At 67.0% G+C, this 16,779-nt stretch carries 13 protein-coding genes and 2 riboswitches; of the genes, 8 read left to right on the top strand and 5 right to left on the bottom strand.

Translation table 11 applies throughout. From position 1 onward, the window contains the following. Positions 1-489 precede the first annotated feature (489 nt). Positions 490-873, top strand: a complete 384-nt coding sequence (locus tag ACGTNG_RS03685) for a nuclear transport factor 2 family protein (RefSeq protein WP_108444877.1) — start codon at positions 490-492, stop codon at positions 871-873. A gap of 46 nt (positions 874-919) precedes the next feature. Further along, positions 920-2,362 carry an NAD(P)/FAD-dependent oxidoreductase gene (locus tag ACGTNG_RS03690; protein ID WP_394575568.1) on the top strand — a complete coding sequence of 481 codons (1,443 nt, stop codon included), beginning with the start codon at positions 920-922 and terminating at the stop codon, positions 2,360-2,362. Positions 2,363-2,455: 93 nt separating this feature from the next. Here the strand turns inward: ACGTNG_RS03690 and pdxR are convergent, their stop codons facing one another. Next, on the bottom strand, positions 2,456-3,928 hold the full coding sequence (pdxR, locus tag ACGTNG_RS03695; protein ID WP_394575569.1) for a MocR-like pyridoxine biosynthesis transcription factor PdxR: 1,473 nt from the start codon (positions 3,926-3,928) through the stop codon (positions 2,456-2,458). 399 nt (positions 3,929-4,327) lie between these two features. On the opposite strand from pdxR, the gene ACGTNG_RS03700 reads away from it, so the two are divergent. The 5 genes from ACGTNG_RS03700 to ACGTNG_RS03720 all read left to right on the top strand — a co-directional run bounded on the left by ACGTNG_RS03700 (position 4,328) and on the right by ACGTNG_RS03720 (position 9,323). Next, positions 4,328-5,341 carry a TRAP transporter substrate-binding protein gene (locus ACGTNG_RS03700; protein WP_394575570.1) on the top strand — a complete coding sequence of 338 codons (1,014 nt, stop codon included), beginning with the start codon at positions 4,328-4,330 and terminating at the stop codon, positions 5,339-5,341. A gap of 95 nt (positions 5,342-5,436) precedes the next feature. Beyond that, positions 5,437-6,000 carry a TRAP transporter small permease gene (locus ACGTNG_RS03705; protein WP_394575571.1) on the top strand — a complete coding sequence of 188 codons (564 nt, stop codon included), beginning with the start codon at positions 5,437-5,439 and terminating at the stop codon, positions 5,998-6,000. A 2-nt stretch (positions 6,001-6,002) separates the two neighbouring features. Continuing rightward, positions 6,003-7,343, top strand: a complete 1,341-nt coding sequence (locus ACGTNG_RS03710; RefSeq protein ID WP_394575572.1) for a TRAP transporter large permease — start codon at positions 6,003-6,005, stop codon at positions 7,341-7,343. 61 nt (positions 7,344-7,404) lie between these two features. Next, positions 7,405-7,896 carry a universal stress protein gene (locus ACGTNG_RS03715; RefSeq protein WP_394575573.1) on the top strand — a complete coding sequence of 164 codons (492 nt, stop codon included), beginning with the start codon at positions 7,405-7,407 and terminating at the stop codon, positions 7,894-7,896. Between the two features lie 356 nt (positions 7,897-8,252). Then, positions 8,253-9,323, top strand: coding sequence for a YeiH family protein (locus ACGTNG_RS03720; RefSeq protein ID WP_394575574.1), 1,071 nt, complete (start codon positions 8,253-8,255; stop codon positions 9,321-9,323). 109 nt (positions 9,324-9,432) lie between these two features. On the opposite strand, the gene pta is transcribed toward ACGTNG_RS03720, so the two are convergent. Next, positions 9,433-11,634: a phosphate acetyltransferase gene (gene pta / locus ACGTNG_RS03725; RefSeq protein ID WP_394575576.1), complete on the bottom strand. Its 2,202-nt coding sequence runs from the start codon at positions 11,632-11,634 to the stop codon at positions 9,433-9,435. Beyond that, the gene (locus tag ACGTNG_RS03730) at positions 11,621-12,826 is read right to left on the bottom strand and encodes an acetate/propionate family kinase (protein WP_394575578.1); all 1,206 of its coding nucleotides are present in this window, start codon (positions 12,824-12,826) and stop codon (positions 11,621-11,623) included. Before ACGTNG_RS03730 ends, pta begins: the two co-directional genes overlap by 14 nt. A 222-nt stretch (positions 12,827-13,048) precedes the next feature. On the opposite strand from ACGTNG_RS03730, the gene ACGTNG_RS03735 reads away from it, so the two are divergent. Next, positions 13,049-13,555, top strand: coding sequence for a porin family protein (locus ACGTNG_RS03735; RefSeq protein ID WP_394575580.1), 507 nt, complete (start codon positions 13,049-13,051; stop codon positions 13,553-13,555). Between the two features lie 122 nt (positions 13,556-13,677). On the opposite strand, the gene thiC is transcribed toward ACGTNG_RS03735, so the two are convergent. Beyond that, positions 13,678-15,582, bottom strand: coding sequence for a phosphomethylpyrimidine synthase ThiC (gene thiC / locus ACGTNG_RS03740; RefSeq protein ID WP_394575581.1), 1,905 nt, complete (start codon positions 15,580-15,582; stop codon positions 13,678-13,680). Positions 15,583-15,659: 77 nt separating this feature from the next. After that, positions 15,660-15,771, bottom strand: a riboswitch (TPP riboswitch). An 85-nt stretch (positions 15,772-15,856) separates the two neighbouring features. Next, complete coding sequence (tenA, locus tag ACGTNG_RS03745; protein ID WP_394576164.1) at positions 15,857-16,525, bottom strand: thiaminase II; 669 nt, start codon at positions 16,523-16,525, stop codon at positions 15,857-15,859. A 69-nt stretch (positions 16,526-16,594) separates the two neighbouring features. Next, positions 16,595-16,737: riboswitch (TPP riboswitch) on the bottom strand. Between the last annotated feature and the right edge of the window lie 42 nt (positions 16,738-16,779).

Here is a 16,779-nt window from a genome sequence, read left to right on the forward strand (position 1 = left end):
ATGAACGAAGGCAAGACCTGCATCCTCGAGATCATGTGCACCCGGGAGCTGGGCGACCCCTTCCGCCGTGACGCCCTGAAGAAGCCGGTGCGCCTGCTCGAGAAGTACCAGGACTACGTCTGATCGAGAGCGAACCTATCATCGAATGTGCTGCAACGTGTTCCCCCGGCTTCGCCGGGGGTTTTTTTGTCTGACAAACGACCGATCACGGCACAAGAAGCCCCGCCCCGACGACGCCGGTCGCCGTCGGGGCGGGGCTTCTTGCGGACTGAGCCGAGGGCCATCGGGCCGCTCGAGTGGCGTGACGAATTGCGCACCGCGCGAGGCCGATCACGGCGAGCACGCTGGTCCAACCGCCGGGGCGTATCTGGCGCTAATGCCCCCTCGGCTTTGTCAGTAGGCTGGATCCGTTCGCGGCCGATGTGCCGCCCGATGTGTCACCCATTGCGTCACGACACAGCCAACAACGACAACCGTCAGGAGCCCGCCATGAGCCAGCCGACCACCGAACTTCTCGAAGCCTTCAGCGACGCACTGAACCGTCACGACATCGATGCCGTTATGAGCATGATGACCGATGACTGCGTCTTCCACGCCATCGCCGGTCCCGAGCTGCAGGGCAAGAGCTTCGTCGGCCAGGCCGAGGTGCGCCAGGGCCTCGAGAACGCCTGGAAGACCGCCCCCGATGCCAGCTGGACCGACGCCGAGCACCACGTGATCGGCGACAAGGGCTTCACCGAGTCCACCTATCAGGGCACCACCACCGACGGCGTACGCTCCGAGGCTCGGATGATCGACGCCTTTACCTTCCGCGACGGCAAGATCGCCGTGAAGAACGCCTTCCGCAAGAACCGCCCCCCCGTCAACGCCTGATTGCCTCGGGTTCGAGCACGCCATCCAGACTGCTAGGAGTCCGATCATGGAGACAACAATGCCAAGAAGCGGGACGGAGACCGAGGCGACCAGGACCTCACCCTCCCAGCCATATGATCCGGCCTATGACCCCCTGAAGAGCTCCACGCCGGGGGCGGGTCGTGACTATGCGCCGACCTACTGGATCGGCACCGCCGGCGAGCCGCCGGCCGATGACGGACCCATTACCCAGGACACGGATGCCGATGTGGTGATCATCGGCTCCGGCTTCACCGGACTCACGGCGGCGATCTTCCTGGCCGAGGAGTACGGCATCAAGGCCACGGTGCTCGAGGCCAATCGCGCCAGCTGGGGCTGCTCGACCCGCAACGGCGGCCAGGCCCAGTGTGCCTCCGGTCGCCTCAAGCGCTCCCAGTGGATCCAGCGCTACGGCCTGGATACCGCGCTGAAGCTGCATCGCGAATGCCTCGATGGCATGGCGACCTTCAAGGCGCTGATCAAGGACATCGACTGCGAGCCCCAGCCGGGTGGCCACCTCTACGTGGCCCACCGCGACAAGGTGATGCCGACCCTCGAGAAAGAGGCGAAACTGCTACGCGAGACCTTCGACTACGACGCGCGGATCATCGACGCTGATACGGTGAAGCGCGAGTGGCTCGGCGACCAGGAGGCGGCCGGCGCCATGCACGAGCCCGAGGGCATCGGCATCCACGCTGGCAAGCTGGCCTTCGGCTACCACCGCAAGGCCCGGGCGCTGGGGGTGAAGATCCATCCGGCGAGCCCGGTGCAGGGCTTCGAGACCCGCGGCGGCGTGCACTACCTCAAGACCCCGGGGGGAGTTGTCAAAGCGCGGGCCGTGGGCATCGCCACCGGCGGCTACACCTCCCAGAGCCTGCATCGCGAGCTCAAGAACCGGCTGCTGCCGATCCTCTCGAACTCCATCGTCACGCGGCAGCTCACCGACGACGAGATCGAGGCCTGCAGCCTGCGCACGCGCCAGGTGATCACCGATACCCGGATCCTGCGCCACTACTATCGCCTGCTGCCGGACAACCGCCTGCAGATCGGCAGTCGCAGCGCCATCACCGGCCGCGATGCGCCGCAGAAGAAGTACGAGTCGATGCTGATCGGCGACATGCACCGCAAGTTCCCGGCGCTCGATGGCGTCGATATCGACTACTCCTGGTGGGGGTGGGTGGATGTCAGCCACGACATGATGCCGCGCATCCATCAGCCCGATGCCAAGGAGACGGTCTATTACGCCCTGGGCTACGGCGGCAACGGCGTGATGTACTCGGCCCAGGCCGGACGACGCCTGGCGCAGTGGATCGCCGGGCATGGCCAGGAGCTGGACCTGCCGATCTTCACCTCGAAGCTGCCGTTCCCCAACCTGCGCGAGAAGGTCGAGTCCCAGGCCTTCGCGCCCTTCCGGCGCGTCGGCCAGCGTTTCCTCTATCGCTGGTACCACCTGAAGGACGAGGTGATCTGAGTCGCGCCCTGTCCATTGCCTTAAGCCGCCCTAGAGGCGGCTTTCTTGTGGGTGCGAGCTGAAGAGAGGAAGGCCGCTCCAGGCGGGCGGTGCTCAGGAGGGGGTGATCGCCTGGGGAATCAGCGCCGCCAGGCGTTCGATGCCGGCCTCGATGCGCGCCTCGGGAATGGCCGAGAAGCCCAGCCTGAAGTACTCGAGCTGAGGGCCGTCGAAGAAGTGGATGTCGCCGCACTCGATGAGGATGCTCTGCTCGGCCGCGAGGCGGCGCAGTTCATGGCAGTCGAGCCCTTCGGGCCCCTTGACCCAGAAGCACGAGCCGCCATAGGTCGAGGGCACGAAGGCATCGGGCAGGTGCCGGGCCAGCGCCTCGTTCATGCGCTGCCAGCGGCTGTGGAACACCTGGTGGATCTGGCGCAGCAGGGCATCGTGATAGCCGCGGTCCAGGAACAGGGCCACGGCGCGCTGGTTGTTGGTCGGCGGGTGGCGCAGCATCAGCCGGCGCAGCGCGCGGGCCTCGCGGATCAGCGCCGGCGGGCCGACCATGTAGCCCAGGCGCAGGCCCGGCGCCAGGGTCTTGGAGAGGCTGCCCACGTAGATCACCCGGTTGTGGCGATCCAGGCTCTTCAGCGCCGGCGTGGGGTTGTCCAGGTAGTTGGTCTCGCTCTCGTAGTCGTCCTCGATGATCAGGAAGTTGTCGATCTCCGCCATGTCGAGCAGCTCGCGGCGCCGCTCCAGCGGCATGGTGACCGTGGTCGGCGACTGGTGGCTCGGTGTCACGTAGAGCAGCTGGCAGTCGGCGATCGTCGGATCGAGGCGCATGCCCTGTTCGTCGACGGGCAGCAGGTGGATATCGTCGGTGAAGGTGCGGGCGATGTTGTAGACGTCGACGTAGCCGGGATTCTCCATCCCGAAACGACGGCCGGCCTTGAGCAGCAGCATGCAGCTGATCCACAGCGCCTGCTGGGCCCCGACCGTGACCAGGATCTCCTCGGGCTTGGCCCACACGCCGCGGCGTGGCAGCAGCCGCTTGTGGATCTGCTCGATCAGCAGCGGGTCGTCGTCGTTGAGGTGGTCCACCGACCAGCTGCGGATCGCCGGCACGCTCATGGAATCGCGGCTGCACTCCCGCCAGTGCTGTGTCGGGAAGAGCTCGGGATCGATCTGGCCGTAGAGGAACGGATAGTCGTAGCGATGCCAGTCGCTGGGCTTGTTGATGGTCTGCTGTCGGGAGGGGTGCATGGTCAAGAGCTCCTCCCAGGGCAGGCGCTCGGCGTCGATATCGTTCAGGCGCACCGGTTTCTCGGCCCGGCCCTCGAGGATCTCGGGATTGACGAAGTAGCCGCTGCGCTTGCGGGCGATCAGGTAGCCATCGTCGAGCAGGTGCTCGTAGGCCAGCATCACCGTGTTGCGGGCAACATGCAGCTCCTTGGCGAGCTTGCGGCTCGAGGGCAGCGGCTCGTCCAGGGGCAGATGGCCGTCGAGGATGGCGCGGGCGATCTGCTCGCGCAGCTGTTTCTGCAGGCTCTCCGGTAGGTCGGGATCGAGATGGAAGAGAAGCTGGCTCATTGAAATTGTGTCTCGCCAAGGTGCTGGAAAAGGCAGCTAGAGATTATGCCATAGCGTTGAGGCATCATGGCGGCCGACTCGGGGCCCGCCCGGCGTGTCGATGATCGTTCTCTCATGCGACGGGCTGGACCAATCGATGTCGGAAGACTGGTTCTAGTGGCGCTCTGGGGGAGTGCGTAGAACGTGGTAGTCAGGATATGGCGTACAGCATGTATCCCGATGATCGGCGAGGGGCGAGATCGCGGAGTCGAGGCAGGCGCGGTGAGAAACACAATAAATCACCTCGAATCGCCGCCTTGGGCCGCCCTCGATGGACACCCCGGCTCGCCGTCATCCAGGAGCGCCTCGCATCACGTTGGCATCCTGTCTTTCCGACAATAACAAGCTGTGGAGATCACAATGCGTATCCAGAAACTACTCCTCCCCATGGCCGTCTCTGCCGCGACCCTGGCACTGAGCGGCCAGGCCATGGCCGAGACCTGGAAGATGGCCCTGGGCGACGCCGCCGGCGGTACCCAGTACGAACTGGGCACGACCTTTGCCGATCTCGTCGAGGAGAAGACCGAGGGCGAGGTCACCATCGACCTGTTCCCCAACGGCCAGCTCGGCAGTGAGCAGGACACCGTCAACAATGCCAGCATGGGGATTCTCGATCTCTCGATTCTGGCCATCAACAACATCACGCCGTTCTCGCCGACCGTCGGGGTATTGACCCTGCCCTACGTGATCCAGAGCCCCGAGGATGCCAAGGCGCTGACCCAGGGCGAGATCGGCGAGGAGCTCACCCAGAACACCATCCGCGATGCCGGCGTACGCATCCTGGGCTGGGCCTACTCCGGCTGCCGTCGCCTGACCAACTCCGTGCGTCCCGTGGCCTCGCCCGAGGATCTCGATGGCCTGGTGATCCGGGTGCCCAAGAACGAGATCATGATCTCTTCCTACCAGTCCTGGGGTATCAATCCCAACCCGCTGGCCTGGTCCGAGACCTTTACCGCGCTGCAGCAGGGCGTGGTCGACGGTCAGGACAACCCCTACATCACCATCGACACCATGAAGTTCTATGAGGTCCAGGACCACGTCACCGACAGCTGCTACGTGTTCTCGTTGCAGCCGCTGATCATCAGCGAGGGCAAGTTCCAGAGCCTCAGCCCCGAGATGCAGGACCTGGTGCTGGAAGCCGGCCAGGCCGCCACCGAACACAGCTATGACTTCCTGTTGGAGAGCGAGGAAGCCATCAAGCAGCGCCTGGTGGAAGAGCACGGCATGCAGATCACCCAGCCCGCCAACGACGAGCAGGAGTGGATCGAACAGGCCACCAGCATCTGGCCCGACTTCTACGACAGCATCGGCGGCAAGGAGAAGCTCGATCAGGCACTCTCCGTCCTGGGTCGTGATCCCGCCCCGCAGCCGTAACTCTCATTACCGCGGCATGCAGTGTGCCCCCGTACCGGCCCCCGGCCGGTGCGGGGAACTGCCCATCGGGAGTCTGATCGCAAGGGGCCAGTCTCATGAAATCGCTACTCTTCAAGATCATCGATAACCTGGAGAGCGTCCTCTGTCAGCTCCTCCTGGTGTCCTTCGTCTTACTGCTGTTCGCCCAGATCGTGCTCAGAAACCTCTTCAGCTACTCGCTGCCCTGGGGCGATGAGCTGGCGACCTACGCCTTCGTGTGGTTCGCCTACCTGGGGGCGGTCTACGCCACCAAGATGTCGGCGCATAACCGCGTCACCTTCCAGTTCAAATTCTTCCCGCGCTGGGTCGAGACGTTCTGCAGTGTGCTCACCGACCTGATCTGGATTGGCTTCAATGCCGTCTTCATCTATTTGAGCTACGACTTCGTCTTCAACAAGATGAACCTCTTCTGGAAGTCCCAGACCCTGGGCGTTCCGATGAAGTATTTCTACCTGATCCTGCCCATCGCCTTCGTCGCCATGACGCTGCGAATCCTTCAGAACAACTACCTGAAGTTCGTCAAGAAGGTGGACCTCGTGGACCCCGAGTCCCAGACGGTCGAGAAACTCAAGCACAACGATGACGCGGCGGGCGACGGCTCGACGCCGCGGGAGCACTGAGTATGGATGCCACGATTGTCTACGTACTGTTCGGCGCCTTCTTCCTGCTGCTGATCCTCGGGGCACCCATCACGGTGTCGCTGGGCGTGGCGGCACTGACGACCTTCATCAGCCTGGGCGAGAACCCCATGGCGTTCGTGCAGATCGCCTTCACCTCGGTGGGCTCCTTCCCGCTGATGGCGCTGCCGGCGTTCATCCTGGCCGGGGCGCTTATGGAAGCCGCCGGCATCTCCAAGCGCCTGGTCGACATCGCCGAGGCCTTCGCCGGCCCCGTGACCGGCGGGCTCGCCGCGGCGACGGTGTTCGCCTGCATGTTCTTCGGCGCGATCTCCGGCTCTGGGCCGGCGACCACGGCCGCGGTGGGCATGCTGATGATCCCGGCCATGGCCAACCGCGGCTATGACCGCGGCTATGGCTCGGCCATCACCGCCTCCTCGGGCGGGCTAGGGGTGGTGATTCCGCCCTCGATCCCGATGGTCATCTTCGGCATCTCCGGCATGGGCCTGCAGCCGCCGCCCGAGGCCATCGCCGAGCATGGCGCCTTCCAGACGCTGTCGATTCCCAAGCTGTTCATCGCCGGCATCATGCCCGGCGTGGTGATCGCCGGCTGCCTGCTGACCATCAACTACTTCATCTCGAAGAGGCGTGGCTATCGTGGCCTGACCGATCACTGGTCCTGGCCGCAGATCCGCGGCACCCTGCGCAAGGGCATCTGGTCGATGTTGGCGCCGGTCATCATCCTCGGCGGCATCTACAGCGGGCTCTTCACGCCCACCGAGTCGGCCATCGTGGCGATCTTCTACACGCTGATCGTGGGCGTCTTCCTGCACCGGGAGCTGGCCTGGAAACCGGCCCTGCGCACGCTGCAGACCACCACCTGGATCACCGGACGGGTACTGCTGATCCTGTTCACCGCCACGGTGTTCGGTCGCCTGCTCGTCGAGCAGCAGGTGCCCGCCATCATCGCCGAGGCGATGCTCGGGTTCACCGACAACATCTACCTCATCTGGGGCATGATCATCTTCTTCCTGCTGTTCGTGGGGATGTTCATGGAAACCCTGGCGGCGATCATGATCCTCACCCCGGTGCTGCTGCCGATCATGTACATGCTGGGCATGGACCCGGTGCACGTAGGCATCGTGGTGGTCTGCGCCCTGGCCATCGGCTTCCAGACGCCGCCGCTCGGGGAGAACCTCTTCGTGGCCTCGGGGATTGGCGGGGCCTCGATCGAGGAGATCTCGCTGAAGGCGCTGCCCTTCGCCGCGGGCTCCATCGTGGCGCTGTTCATCATCGCCTACTTTCCGCAGATCGCGCTCTGGCTGCCCGGCGTGATGGGCTACTAGTCGCTATCCGTCGCTGACATCGGCACGGCGTCTTCGATGCCGCGCCGAAGGAGGAACCATCATGACGCATGGCATTCGACGCATTCTCTGCTGCGTGGGACTCAGGGGGGACTGCGACCTGGTGCTGGCCCAGGCGGTGGGACTCGCCCAGGCCACCGGCGCCGAGCTGCACGTGCTGCACGCGGTCAAATCGCTCTCCGACGACGTGCTCAATACCCTCAAGACCAGCATTCAGGATCGCCAGATGCTCGAGAGCCTGATGGCGCAGCGTCTCGACCAGGCACGCCAGGAGCTCGATGAGCGGCTCGCGGCCTTCTGGTCTCGTTATCCCGAGCGGCGCGAGGCCTTCGGCGAACGCGAGGTGACCTGCCGCGTGCTCGAGGGCTATCCCTCCTCGGTGATCAGCCACTACGCCACGCGCACCGGCAGCGACATGATCGTCATGGCGGCCAACAAGCGCAGCTTCACGGCCACCTATGCCGGCAAGGTCACCAAGGGCGTGATCAAGCGCGCCCGGGTGCCGGTGGTGGTGGTGCCTACCCGGCAGGATTAGTCGCCGAGCGTCCGGTTTCGTGCTGCCAATGTGCGTTGCCGCACCTTGTGTCGCGCTCTCTATTCCCCTCCTTCATGCCCTGAATTGCGCCCGGCCTCGTGCCGGGCGCCGTCGTTGAGGCCGGCTCCATTCGTGGTCTTACCTCTCGCCGCTAACTGGTCCTAACCTCGCTTCCATCCTCCCGTCACCATGATGCCCATGCCGGCCGGTGAGGGATTTCCCTGGTCGGCATCGACGTCCCGTAAGGACGTCATCGGCACGCGAGCCGAGCGCCAGTGGCAACCCTATTCCAACAACGAAGGGCCGATGACGTCGCAGGATGCGACGCTCGTTCCATAGCTTATCGAGGTGGCGATATGACTCGTCGAGACGCCGACGCGGCAACCGATCCGTCGACCTTCCAGGCCGACAAGCGGGTTCTGCCCCGACGCCTGGAACCCCTCCAGCGCGTGCTTCCCGGGCTGATGATCTGCGTGACCATCGCCCTGGCGACGACCTTCATCGCGGATCATTACGGCGGCCCGACGCTGCTATACGCCCTGCTGTTCGGCATGACCCTGCACTTTCTCTCCGAGGAGGGACGCTGCCTGGCCGGCGTCGAGTTTGCCGCCAAGAAGGTGCTGCGGATCGGCGTGGCGCTGCTGGGCGTGCGTATCACCATCGAGCAGGTCGCCGAGCTTGGCATCGGACCGGTGCTGACCGTGGTCTGCGGGGTGATGCTGACCATCGCGCTCGGCGCCCTGCTGGCGCGCCTGCTCGGGCTCGACAAGGACATGGGCCTGCTGACCGGCGGCTCGGTGGCGATCTGCGGCGCCTCGGCGGCGCTGGCCCTGTCGGCGGTGATGCCGCGTCACGAGACCCATGAGCGGAACACCATCATGACGGTGGTGGGGGTGACCACGCTCTCCACCATGGCGATGGTGATCTACCCGCTGATCGTCGGGGTGCTGGGGCTCGGCGATACCGAGGCGGGCATCTTCCTCGGCGGCACCATCCACGACGTGGCCCAGGTGGTCGGCGCCGGCTACATGATCTCCGAGGGCACCGGCGACGTCTCGACCTTCGTCAAGCTGCTGCGGGTGGCGATGCTGGTGCCGGCGGTGATGGTCTTCATGTTCCTGTTCCGCCGCGAGCGGCGCCAGGAGGAGGGCGCCAGCAAGGTGCCGATGCTGCCGACCTTCCTGGTCGCCTTCGTGGCGCTGGTGATCATCAACAGCCTCGGTTGGATTCCGCCGGTGGTCACCGAGGGCTTCACCGACCTGTCGCGCTGGTGCCTGGTCACGGCCATCGCCGCGCTGGGCATCAAGACCTCCTTCCAGAAGCTCGCCGTGGTCGGCTGGAAACCGGTGGTGCTGATGGTGGCGGAGACCGTCTTCCTGCTGCTGCTGGTGCTGGCCTTCATCTATTTCGGGGTGGCGAGTATCTGACCACGTCCTGAACCCGGCAAGCGCTCAGCGGGCGCCCCCTCGAGCGATCGAGCGGGGCGCCCGCGCCGTTGGGGGCGGCGAAGCGGCGGCCGGGGAGGGCGCCGCGGCCTCAGGGCGCCTCGGCGGCCTGGATGGCGGTCAGGGCGATGGTGTAGACGATGTCGTCGACCAGGGCCCCGCGCGACAGGTCGTTCACCGGCTTGTTGAGCCCCTGCAGCATGGGGCCGACGCTGACCACCCCGGCGCTGCGCTGCACCGCCTTGTAGGTGGTGTTGCCGGTGTTGAGGTCGGGGAACACGAACACCGTGGCGCGTCCCGCCACCGGCGAATCCGGCGCCTTCTGGCGGCCCACGCTCTCGATGGCCGCGGCGTCGTACTGCAGCGGGCCGTCGATGCAGAGCGACGGCTCACGCTCCCGGGCGATGCGCGTGGCCTCGCGGACCTTGTCGACGTCGGCGCCGCTTCCGGAGGCGCCGGTGGAGTAGCTGATCATCGCCACCCTGGGCTCGATGCCGAAGGCCGCGGCGGAGCGGGCGCTCTGGATGGCGATCTCGGCCAGCGCCTCGGCGTCCGGGTCCGGGATCACCGCGCAGTCGCCGTAGACCACCACCTGCTCGGGCAGCAGCATGAAGAAGATCGACGACACCTGGCGATAGCCGGGGGCCGTCTTGATCAGCTGGAAGGCCGGGCGAACGGTGTTGGCGGTGGTGTGGATCGCCCCCGAGACCAGGCCGTCCACCGCGCCCTCGGCGAGCATCATGGTGCCGAGCACCACGCTGTCCTGGAGCTGGTCCGCGGCGGTCAGGGCGTTGAGCTTGCCGGGACGACGCCTGACCATCGGCTTGACGTAGGCGAGGCGGATCTCTGCCGGATCGAGGATCTCGAGCTCTTCGGGCAGCTCGAGGCCGCGCTGGCGCGCCACCGCCTCGACCTCCTCGCGCCGTGCCAGCAGCACGCAGCGGGCGATGCCGCGCTGTTGGCAGAGCACCGCGGCCTCCACGGTGCGCGGCTCGCTCCCCTCGGGCAGCACGATTCGCTTGCTGGCCTGCTGGGCCAGCCGCACCAGCCGATGGCGGAAGGCGGCCGGCGAGAGCCGGCTCGGGTAGCCGAGATTGAGGTTCTCCTTGAGCCAGCGAAGGTCGAGGTGATCGGCCACGAAGCGGGTCACCTGCTCGGCCCGCTCGGGGTCGTCGACGGGGATGTCGTTGGCCATGCGGTCGAGCTGCTGGGCCGTCGAATAGCTGTCGGAGTCCACGGCGAGCACCGGCAGCCCGCTCGCCAGCGCCGGGCGGCAGAACTCGATCATCGCCTCCTTCGGCAGCTCGCCGTGGGTCAGCAGCAGGCCCGCCAGCGGCACGCCGTTGGTGGCCGCCAATGAGGCGGCGAGCAGGATGTCGTCGCGATCCCCCGGGGTGACCAGCAGCCGGCCGGCGCGGAAGACGTGCAGGGCATGGGAGGCGCTGCGGGCGCACAGGCTGGTGCCCAGCACCCGGCGCCGGTCGGCCTCGCCCTGATGCAGGATGCGCGCTTCCAGGGCCCGGGCGACGTCCAGCACCCGGGGAGCCGAGAGGGTAGCGTGCCAGGGCACCGCGCCGATCAGGTGGAAGCGGTCGTCGTCCAGCGCCGGCAGGTGGCGGCGCAGGCGCGCGAGCTGTGGGTCGTCGAGCCCGGAGGTGAGCTCGGGCGCCGCCAGCGGCGCGGGGGTCTCGTCGTCGGGCTGCGGGCGCAGGCGCATCAAGATGCAGCCGAGGGTGCGCGGGGAGTCGACGCCCTCGAAGGGTTGGGCGTGCAGGTCCAGGCGCTCCGCCAGGTCGCGCGGATCGCTCAGGTCGCCGTCGGCCACGAGGATGACACGCGCATTCAGCGCGTGGGCCAGCGCCTCGTTGAGCCGGCTCGCATAGCTGCTGTGGGGGCTGGGGGCGAGCCCCTCGATCACCACCAGCTCCGGGGCGTCGCCCGCCTCCGGCAGGGCGACCCGGGCATGGCGCTCGACGGCTTCTTCCATCAACTCGTCGGCGCGCTCGTCGCGCAGCAGGCGCTCGAGCCGGGCCTGGGGCAGCGGAGCGGGCGGGTCGAGGCCCAGGGTGCTGGCGGCCAGGGCGCAGGAGCGATCGGGTCCCTGGCCGTTGATCTCGTCCTGGCGGAACGGCTTCATGAAGCCGGCCTTGAGCCCGAGGGTATCCAGGGCGCGGAGCAGGCCCAGGCAGGCGGAGGTCAGGCCGACGCCGCTGTCGGTGGGCACCAGCAGGAGGTTGCGGGGGTCGGGTCGGCGATCGCTCGGACGGTCATTCGGGCGGTCACTTTGGCTCATGGGGGACGGCCTCTTCCTTCAGCAGCTGGCGGGTTTCCTCGGCGATGCGCCCCTCCTCGTCGGTGGGGATGACCCACAGCTCGGGGGCGCGGCCGTGCTCGCCGGAATCGATGCGGCCTTCTCGACCGCCCACGGCATCGGCATTGGCTCGGGCGTCCACGCGCAGGCTGAAGTGACGCAGCTGCTCGACCACCCGGGCGCGCACGTCGCTGTCGTTCTCGCCGATGCCGCCGGTGAAGACGATGCCATCCAGACGCGGCAGGGCGCAGGTGAGCCCCGCCAGCGACTTGGCCAGGCGATAGCAGAATACCTCGATGGCAAGCTCGGCGCCCGCGTGGTGCTCGGCGGCGGCCTGGTGCAGGCGGCGCATGTCGTTGGAGAGCCCGGAGAGGCCCAGCAGCCCGCTCTCCTTGTTGAGCAGGGTGTCGATGCGCTCGAGCGACCAGCCCAGCTGGCGGGCCAGGTGGGCGTGCAGGCCGGGGTCCACGTCGCCGCTGCGGGTGCCCATCACCAGGCCCTCCAGCGGCGTCAGGCCCATGCTGGTGTCGACGCTCGCCCCCTGCCAGACCGCGCAGGTGGAGCAGCCGTTGCCCAGGTGCGCGATCAGCCAGCCGCCATGGCGGCGCTCGCTCAGGGCGCCGACCCGGGCGCTCACGTAGGCGTGGCTGCTGCCATGGAAGCCGTAGCGGCGAATGCCGTGCCGCCGGTAGAGCGTGTCCGGCAGCGCATAGCGATAGGCCCGAGGGGGCAGGGTCTGGTGGAAGGCGGTATCGAAGACCGCTACCTGCGGCAGATCGGGGAACAGTGCCTGGGTGGCCGCCATGCCTTCGAGGTTGGCCGGGTTGTGCAGCGGCGCCATGGCCACGGTGGCCTCGATGGCCCGCTTCACCGCGGCGTCGATGCGGGTGGCGCGGGTGAAGCGCTCGCCGCCGTGAACGACGCGATGCCCCACCGCCACGGGATGCTGTCCCTCGAGGCCCTCGAGGATCTCCGCCATGGCGTCGGCATGGCGGGCCCCGTGCAGCGGCCGCGAGAACGGACGACCCTGGCCATCGATGCCCGTGAGGCGCGCATCCTCGCTGCCCAGGCGCTCGGCCAGGCCGGAGAGTCGTGGCTGATGGAAAGCGTCGGGCACCAGGGCATACTTGATCGACGAGGAGCCGCAGTTGATGACCAGTACCGGGTCGTTCATGGCACATCCTTTCGTGTCGAGGGGAGCGGGGCCGGATTCCTGCGAAATTAACACGTTGCGAGTCGGTAAACAGTGACGTGGATCGCGGACGGCGACGCAGGCGCTGCTCTTACTTGTGCGACGCCGCGGCTCGTCGCATGGAGGTGAGCATTGCACCTTGGTCGAAGGTGTACCAGAATGAAGGCGTGTATGAAAACAGTGTTTTCTAACTGGAGAGCTGCCATGAAGACCTTCACGATCTCTGCCGTATCCGCCGCCCTGCTGCTGGCCGGCACTAGCGCCTTGGCTCAGGGCAGCCCGATGAACTACGACCCGAGCCCCTACCTCGGCGGCGACGCCCTGTTCTGGGAGCTGGATCCGGACCGCGGCCCCGGCAAGGCCGACAGCACCGGCCTGCGCCTGCGCGGCGGCGTGGCCTTCAACGACTACTTCGCCCTGGAGGGCCATCTCGGCGGCGGTGGCTCCGACGGCAGCGTCGAGCTCGACTACCTGGCCGGCGCCTACGCCAAGGGCATCCTGCCCATCACCCCGGACTTCCGCCTCTACGGCTTGGCCGGCTTCACCGAGGTGGACTTCGACGTCGACGATGAGACCGGCTTCTCCTGGGGCGGCGGCGCCGAGTTCGACGTGGCACCGAACCTCGCCCTCGGGGCCGACTACGTCCGCTACCTGGACGAATCGAACTACACCTTCGATGCCGCGAGCGTCGGGATGACGTTCCGCTTCTAAGCGTCCGGCGCGCGTCCGCCGCGCCATGATAAAACGCCCCCGCCGGAGAGCCGGCGGGGGCGTTTTTCATGTCGCGATAGGAGCCGACGACCGTCTTTGACGGCAACGGTCGCGGCGTCGTCTCAGACCTCCTTGTAGAGCTCGGCACCCTCCTGGCGGAACCGTTCGGCCTGCTCCTGCATGCCACGCTCCATTGCGTCCTGGTCGCCATTGAGGTCCTTCTCCTTGGCCTCGCTCTTGAAGACCGAGTCGCGGACCTCCTGGCTGATCTTCATCGAGCAGAACTTGGGCCCGCACATCGAGCAGAAGTGCGCCACCTTGGCGGAGTCCTTGGGCAGGGTCTCGTCGTGGTACTCCCGGGCGGTGTCCGGATCGAGCCCCAGGTTGAACTGGTCCTCCCAGCGGAACTCGAAGCGCGCCTTGGAGAGCGCGTTGTCGCGGCGCTGGGCGGCCGGGTGCCCCTTGGCAAGGTCGGCGGCGTGGGCGGCGATCTTGTAGGTGATGATGCCGGTCTTGACGTCGTCCTTGTTGGGCAGGCCCAGGTGCTCCTTGGGGGTCACGTAGCAGAGCATGGCGCAGCCGTACCAGCCGATCATCGCCGCGCCGATGCCGGAGGTGATGTGATCATAACCGGGTGCGATGTCGGTGGTCAGCGGCCCCAGGGTGTAGAAGGGCGCCTCGTCGCACTCGGTGAGCTGCTTGTCCATGTTCTCCTTGATCAGGTGCATGGGCACGTGGCCGGGGCCCTCGATCATCACCTGGACGTCGTGCCGCCAGGCGATGCGGGTCAGCTCGCCCAGGGTCTCCAGTTCGGCGAACTGCGCCTCGTCGTTGGCGTCGGCCACCGAGCCCGGGCGCAGGCCGTCGCCCAGCGAGAAGGCCACATCATACTGCTTGCAGATCTCGCAGATCTCCTCGAAGTGGGTGTAGAGGAAGCTCTCCCGGTGGTGGAAGAGGCACCACTTGGCCATGATCGACCCACCGCGCGAGACGATGCCGGTGGTGCGCTTGGCGGTCAGCGGCACGTAGCGCAGCAGCACGCCGGCGTGGATGGTGAAGTAGTCCACGCCCTGCTCGGCCTGCTCGATCAGGGTGTCGCGGAACACCTCCCAGGTGAGGTCCTCGGCCACGCCGTTGACCTTCTCCAGCGCCTGATAGATCGGCACGGTACCGATCGGCACCGGGGCGTTGCGGATGATCCACTCGCGGGTCTCGTGGATGTTCTGCCCGGTAGAGAGATCCATGATGGTGTCCGAGCCCCAGCGGATGCCCCAGGTCATCTTGTCGACCTCGTCCTCGATGGAGGAAGTGACCGCCGAGTTGCCGAGGTTGCCGTTGATCTTCACCAGGAAGTTGCGGCCGATGATCATCGGCTCGGACTCCGGGTGGTTGATGTTGCAGGGGATGATCGCCCGGCCGGCGGCCACCTCGTCGCGCACGAACTCGGGGGTGATCTCCGCCGGCAGGCGCGCGCCGAAGCCCTGGCCGGCGTGCTGGTGGCCGAGGATGCGCTCGACCTCCTGAGTCCCGAGCGCCTGGCGACGCTGGTTCTCGCGAATGGCGATGAACTCCATCTCCGGGGTGACGATCCCCTGGCGGGCATAGTGGAGCTGGGTGACGTTGCGGCCTTGCTTGGCGCGACGGGGGGCACGGGTCAGGTCGAAGCGCAGGTTGGCGAGCATCGGGTCGTTGGCCCGGCGCCGGCCGTATTCGGAGGTCGGGCCGTCGAGCCATTCGGTGTCACCGCGTTCCTCGATCCAGTCGCGGCGCAGCTCGGCAAGGCCCTGGCGCAGGTCGATCTCGGCCTCGGGATCGGTGTAGGGGCCGGAGGTGTCGTAGACCAGCAGCGGCGGGTTGGCCTCGTCTTCCCCGGAGGTCCCGGTCGGCGACAGGCTGATCTCGCGGAATGGGACGCGGATGTCCGGGCGCGAGCCCTCGATATAGACCTTGCGCGAGCCGGGCAGCGGCTGGATGGCGGCCTCGTCGACGCGGGCACTCTCGGCGAGGAAATGGGCGGTCTTGCTCATGGTGTTCTCCCTAGGATTGTCAGGGTCTTGTCAGGGAGGACACAGGCGGGAAGGACAGGGGCCATGGCGTCGGGGCACACGGCCTGTCGCTTGATCCCTACGCTGGTCCTAGCCAGTTCAGGTTCAACGGGATCCATGCTGGCAAGCGCATGGTCTCAGCCGTCATCAACGGCGCCCCGTCAAGCGTGGTGGTCGGGCAATCTCGCGATTCCCCTTCTATCCCGTGGGTGGGCGGCCTGACCAGAACCAGCCCGGGACGACAGGTGGGACCAGCTCAGAGGCGCCGGTCGAGCCCCATCTGCCAGAAGTCGATCTCGAGCCGGGTGGCGTCGCGGAATACCGCGGTGAGCTCCGCGAAGCGCGCCGGCGTCACCTCCGCCAGGCGCGCGTCCAGCCAGGCGCGCTCGTCCGCCATGGCCTGCTGGAACGTCTCGCTCTCGTACATGGCGATCCAGGCGTCATAGGGGTTGGCGGCGCCGCGCACCGTGGTGGTGCGGCCGTTGAGCCACCGGGCGATCTCGCCGTAGCCGACCAGGCAGGGGGCCAGCGCCACGTGCAGGTCCAGCAGGTCGCCGCGGTGGCCGGTGTCGAGCACGTAGCGCGTGTAGGCCAGCGTCGCGCGCGCCTCGGGCAGGCGCGCCAGGTCCTGCTCCGAGATGCCCCAGCCGCGGCAGTAGTCCACGTGCAGCCCCAGCTCCACGTCGAGGATCGTCTTCAGGCCCTCGAAGGCGTGGCGTAGCTCGCCGAGGTCGCGGCTCTTGTAGGCGGCCAGGGCGTAGGCCCGGGCGAAATGGATCAGGAACAGGTAGTCCTGCTGGAGGTAGTGGCGAAAGGCGCCTTCCTCGAGGGTGGCGTCGCCGAGCCGGCGCACGAAGTCGTGCTCGATATAGGCGCGCCAGTCGTCCTGGCAGGCCGCGGTGAGATTGTCGAATCGGTAGCCCATCATGCCTCCGGTCGGGGGGAGATCCGGAAGCGGGGCGGGGGAGGGTGGCCAGGGAAGGTGCCGAGGGGGCACTGGTCACCGCTTGATTCCTACGCCGGTACTAGCCGGATCAGGTTCACGGGACCAGCGCTCGGTGTCCTGAGTCTGTTTCGACAGTCTCTCGACACCCCGCGCCATCTCAGCCGGCTCTACCGGCACCCCGTCAAGCGAAGCACTTACCTTAGCATCCTGGCGTCGTCTTGCCACCCTCCGGG

Source organism: Halomonas sp. B23F22_3 (assembly GCF_043496965.1).
GTDB lineage: Bacteria > Pseudomonadota > Gammaproteobacteria > Pseudomonadales > Halomonadaceae > Halomonas.